This is a genomic window from Streptomyces calidiresistens (assembly GCF_014141525.1).
In the GTDB taxonomy this organism is placed as follows: Bacteria; Actinomycetota; Actinomycetes; order Streptomycetales; family Streptomycetaceae; genus Streptomyces; species Streptomyces calidiresistens.
Window position 1 is genome coordinate 1 of record NZ_VKHS01000494.1, and the last position, 4,244, is coordinate 4,244.

General features: G+C 72.4%; 10 protein-coding genes. 1 reads left to right on the top strand and 9 read right to left on the bottom strand.

Annotated features, from left to right (window positions below; translation table 11 throughout):
* From FOE67_RS18310 to FOE67_RS18325, 5 genes are all read right to left on the bottom strand, one after another.
* The coding region (locus FOE67_RS18310; protein WP_182665649.1) for a DUF4097 family beta strand repeat-containing protein at positions 1–917 on the bottom strand (917 nt) is incomplete at its 3' end.
* Positions 918–973: 56 nt separating this feature from the next.
* Complete coding sequence (locus tag FOE67_RS18315; protein WP_182665653.1) at positions 974–1,114, bottom strand: hypothetical protein; 141 nt, start codon at positions 1,112–1,114, stop codon at positions 974–976.
* Between the two features lie 108 nt (positions 1,115–1,222).
* The gene (locus FOE67_RS18320; protein WP_182665655.1) at positions 1,223–1,411 is read right to left on the bottom strand and encodes a hypothetical protein; all 189 of its coding nucleotides are present in this window, start codon (positions 1,409–1,411) and stop codon (positions 1,223–1,225) included.
* Positions 1,408–1,542, bottom strand: coding sequence for a hypothetical protein (locus FOE67_RS30125; protein WP_267133344.1), 135 nt, complete (start codon positions 1,540–1,542; stop codon positions 1,408–1,410). The genes FOE67_RS18320 and FOE67_RS30125 overlap by 4 nt, the downstream gene beginning before the upstream one ends.
* A complete protein-coding gene (locus FOE67_RS18325; protein WP_182665657.1) occupies positions 1,542–1,691 on the bottom strand; it encodes a hypothetical protein in 150 nt (49 codons plus the stop codon). The genes FOE67_RS30125 and FOE67_RS18325 overlap by 1 nt, the downstream gene beginning before the upstream one ends.
* A gap of 132 nt (positions 1,692–1,823) precedes the next feature.
* Between FOE67_RS18325 and FOE67_RS18330 the strand changes: the two genes are divergently transcribed.
* Positions 1,824–2,645, top strand: a complete 822-nt coding sequence (locus FOE67_RS18330; protein WP_182665659.1) for a GntR family transcriptional regulator — start codon at positions 1,824–1,826, stop codon at positions 2,643–2,645.
* A 173-nt stretch (positions 2,646–2,818) separates the two neighbouring features.
* Here the strand turns inward: FOE67_RS18330 and FOE67_RS18335 are convergent, their stop codons facing one another.
* The 4 genes from FOE67_RS18335 to FOE67_RS18350 all read right to left on the bottom strand — a co-directional run.
* Positions 2,819–2,980 (bottom strand): hypothetical protein, encoded by a 162-nt coding sequence (locus tag FOE67_RS18335; RefSeq protein ID WP_182665661.1) that lies wholly within the window; start codon positions 2,978–2,980, stop codon positions 2,819–2,821.
* A gap of 20 nt (positions 2,981–3,000) precedes the next feature.
* The gene (locus tag FOE67_RS18340; RefSeq protein ID WP_182665664.1) at positions 3,001–3,447 is read right to left on the bottom strand and encodes a hypothetical protein; all 447 of its coding nucleotides are present in this window, start codon (positions 3,445–3,447) and stop codon (positions 3,001–3,003) included.
* A gap of 72 nt (positions 3,448–3,519) precedes the next feature.
* Positions 3,520–3,723, bottom strand: coding sequence for a hypothetical protein (locus FOE67_RS18345; protein WP_182665666.1), 204 nt, complete (start codon positions 3,721–3,723; stop codon positions 3,520–3,522).
* A gap of 187 nt (positions 3,724–3,910) precedes the next feature.
* The coding region (locus FOE67_RS18350; protein WP_228474019.1) for a hypothetical protein at positions 3,911–4,244 on the bottom strand (334 nt) is incomplete at its 5' end.

Consider the following 4,244-nt stretch of genomic DNA (forward strand, 5'->3'; position numbering starts at 1 on the left):
GCGTTGCCGGGGCGGCGGGGCGGGGTGTTGACGCGGCCGGACATGCTGTTGGCCTGGACGTTCAGGTCGTCGGTGAGCGCGTCCTGGGTGGCGGTGACGGTGACGTCGCCGGACATGGTGGAGGCGGTGATGTCGCCGCCGGCGGTCGCGTGGATGCGGATGTCGCCGGACATGTTCTTGAGGTGGGCGGTGCCGCCGAAGTCGCTGATGGTGATGTCGCCGGACATTGAGGAGCCCTCGACCACGTCGGTGCGCCCGAGGCGCAGGCTCCCGGACTGGGTCTTGGCGTTGATGTGGGCGGCCTTCTCGACCCGGACGTCACCGGACTGGGTGGAGGCGGTGACCTTGGCGGCGTGGCCGGTGGTGACGTCGCCGGACTGGGTGTGGGCGCTGACGTTGAGGATGGCGCCTTCGGCCCGGACGTCCGCGGAGTGGGTTCGGGCCAGGAGGGAGGAGCCCTCGGGGACCGTGGCGGTGATCTCGATCGGGGCGCTGCCCTGGATGATGGTGGCGTTCTGGCCGCTGACCCGGACGCCGTTGACGAAGACGTCGCCGCCGCCGACGTTGATGTTCCCGCCGACCACGTTGCCGCCGATCTGGAGGCCGACGACCCGGCCGGTGACGGTGCCGAAGTTCTGGACGACGTGGGTGCCCCGGCCGCTGCCGGTGATGACGGTGGTGCCGCCGGTGTCGCCCTTGCCCTGGACGTTGGCGACCAGGCCGTGGTCGCTGCGCAGGGTGGCGTCTCGGACGGCGTCGGCGGCCGGGCCGTCCTGGTCGGTGGTGGTGATGGTGAGGGTGGCGCGCTCGCAGTCGGCTGCGGCGCGGACGGTGATGGTGCCGCCGTGGCCCAGGAGGCTGGCGTCGATGGTGATCGGGCCGCTGCGGTCAGCGGTGATGCTGCGGGTGGTGGACACGGAGGTTCCCTTCCGGGGTGGTGCCCCCGGCCGGGTGGCCGGGGGCGGGGGTTGGGTTATCGGGTTCGGTGGGTGGCCCAGGAGATCGCGGCGCACCCGGCCGTGACGACCGCTGCCGGGTACAGGCCCGCGAGCAGGGCCACCGCGGTGAGAGCGACGAAGGCGGCGGTGAGGGTGGGTCGGGAGGTGAGGCGCATCCGGTCAGCCCTGCATTTCCTTGCCGCACGCCTGGCAGATCCCGTAGCGCTCGTCCTCGGTTCGGCAGTGGCGGCAGGTCCAGAGCTTCGGCTCGGTGTCGGTGTTGCTCATCGGCGCCACTCTCGGGGTTGTTCGGTGTGGGCGGCAGCGTTCGCGGAGGCGTCGTGGTAGCCGGCCTGCCACAGCTCGGTGGTGAAGGCGGGGTTGTCCTTGATCTCCGTGATGCGCTGGAGGAGGTTGTCGGCCCTTTCCTGCTCCTCGTTGGCGTACCGCTCGCAGGGCTGCTGGTTCTTCATCGGCGGGCCTCCTGCTGGGGCTTGGTGCGGGTGCTGTGGCAGCGGTGGCACTGCTGGAGGCCGGAGGGCTGGGTGCTGCCGGGGGCGTGGATGTCGGTCCAGTCGCACTTGTGGCGGCGGAAGAGGCCCATCAGGCGCTCTCGCTCCCGGCTCGACGGGTGGTGTTGCGCTTGGCCTTGCGTCGGCGGGTGCCGGCGCTGCTGCGGCGGGGTCGGCCGGTGGGGTTGAGGCCGATGTCGTCGGCCGGCTGAGCTGGTGCAGCGGGGCTACAGTGATCCACGGATCCTCTCCTTCATCTGGGGTGTAAGGGGTGGGTCGGCCCCGGTGGCGTGCCAGCGCTCCGGGGCTTCTCTGTACGCAAGAGCAGGCTACACTATTTCAAGATGCCTGCACTAGTTCACGGAAGGTGTGTATGGGACAGAGAGGGCGGAAGCCCCCATCGGGGGGGCACCGGGACATCGCGGAAGCTCTACGGCGGGACATCGAGGCCGGGCGTATCGAGGAGGGCGAGGAGCTGCCGACTGGCAAGGCCCTTGCGGAGGAGTGGGGGGTGGCGCCGGGGACGGCGCTCCAGGCGCTCCGGCTGCTGGCCTCTGGGGGCTGGGCAACTCCCCGTCCGCGGCGGCCGGCGATCGCGCGCCGGCCCCCCGAGCAGACCGTCGTGGTGCGCGACCGCCACGTCTACCGCGACCAGCTCGGCTACTACTTCGACCAGAACGCGAAGTCGTGGCGGGCGGTCGGCGAGCCGAGCCGGGGTCTGGGTGTTCCGCCCGGGCACGTCGCCGATCTCCTCGGGATCCCTCGGGGCCAGGACGTCATCGTGCGGGATCGTGGGATGGGCCCGGCCGGCGCGACGGTTGCGGAGCAGCTCGCGACGAGCTACATCACCCTGGCCCTGGCGGACGCGATCCCCGCACTGCGTGCTGCGGACACGGGGCCGGGCGGGATCTACGACCGGATCGAGGAGGTGCTGGGTGCGATCGAGTGGCGGGAGACGATCTCCGCACGGCCTGCTTCGGAAGAGGAGCGGGAGCGTCTTCGGCTGCCGGTGGGTGCGCCGGTGCTGGTGGTGACCCGCACTTCGACGGTGCGCTCGGACGGCCGGGAGCTGGTGGCCGAGGTCAACGAGACCAGGATGCCGGCTGAGCGGTTCGCGGTGGCGTACACGGTGGAGCGGGACGCTTCCGCACGCCGGCCGGACGACGGCGAAGAGGAGGGGACGGAGGTGGTGTAGGCCGGGCTGCCTGGTGCAGGCACGAGAAGAGGGGTGTGCCCCCGCCGCGGGAATCGGCGGGGGCACACCCCTTGTGCGTGAAGCGCAGTTCCACCGTAATACCGGTGACCGACACTTCACGCCGCGCGCCCGGACGGTGAGCCGGGCCGGTAGGCCGGTGGCCGATCGGTGGGTCAGGTGATGGTGATCTGCTCCAGCGGCCGGCCCTCGTCTATCCGGTCGTACAGGGCCCGGAGTCGGGCGAGGGCGCGGGCGGAATCGCCGCGGTGGGACAGGGCTCGCCGGGTCGCCTTGGGGAGGCGGTCCCAGCAGGAGCGGCACGGGCGCGTGGCCATCAGCGTGTTCCTTCCGGGGGTCAGGGCCGGCCTGCGGCGGCGACCGCCGCGGCCACCGCGATCCACGCTTTGTGCCATGACTGGTCCATCAGGTACGGGGCGTGCGGGTCTCGGGTGAGCCAGCCGGTCTTGCCGATGGTGTGGGCGAGGCGGGCGACGCCTCGGGGGTTGGGGTCGCGCCAGCGCCCGCCCTGGCGGTCGGCCACGTAGTGGGTGACCGCGGAGATCGCGAGGGCGGCGGTGATGCGGGTGGGGGTGAGGCCGGGGTCCAGGCGCCGGAGGGCGGCCAGGGCGAGGGCCTGGGTGGCGGTGTAGGACGCGACGTGGCGCAGGCACGCCGTCCGGCCCTCGGGCCCATGGAGTCCCTTACGGACGGACTGGTGGTCGGTTTGCACCCAGTGGTCCGCCAGCTCGTGGCTGGCGGTGAGGGCTGCGTAGACGGCGGCGAAGCGGGCGGCGCGGGACATGGGTTCTCCGATCGGTGCGGTGCGCCGGCCCGGCCCCGCTGGTGCGGGGTCGGGCCGGCGATGGGGGTGAGGTCAGGAGATGCGGAGCGCCCGGTACTGGAGGCCGGCCAGCTCGGACCGGGAGATCCGGTGCTCCACCAGGAGGTGCTTGACGATGGCGTCCGAGGCGACGTCCGTGCGGGCCGGCTTCTCCGGCGCGTCGGTCTCCTCCGGAAGGTTCGGGTCGAGCCGGACGGTGAAGCCGCAGTCGAGGGGGCAGTGGGCGCGAGTGGCCATGGGGTTCTCTCTCTCGGGTTCGGTGTGGTGCCCGGCCCCCGGTCGGGGGCCGGGCCGGGGGTGTGGGTCAGGGCCGGTGGAGCTGGGCGAGGGTGGCGTAGAGCAGGCCCTCGGCGAGCAGGCGGTCGGCCTCGCAGTGCCCTTCGTCGTGCGGGCGCCCGATGCGGGCGGCGTCGGCGGCGCACTGCTAGGCGTAGGCGGCGTGGCGCTCCCACGGGCTGGCCTGCCGGTTCATGTGGGTAAGGCGGACCGAATCGGCCTCGACCTTGATCGTGTCCGCGTCGTCGGTGTCCTGCTCGATGGGCTGGGTCGGGTCGAGGAGTTCGATGGTGAGGTATCGGGCGACCTTGGTCACGCGGCCGGTGGCCTGCGGGTTCTCCTCGTCGGCGGGGCGGGTGACGATGTCGCCGACCGTGATGGGGCGGCCGAGGGAGTCGAGGACGCAGCGCAGGGCGGAAAGGTGGAACACGAGGTTCTCCGATCGGTGTGGTGCCCGGCCCCCGGGCGGGGGCCTGTCTCTT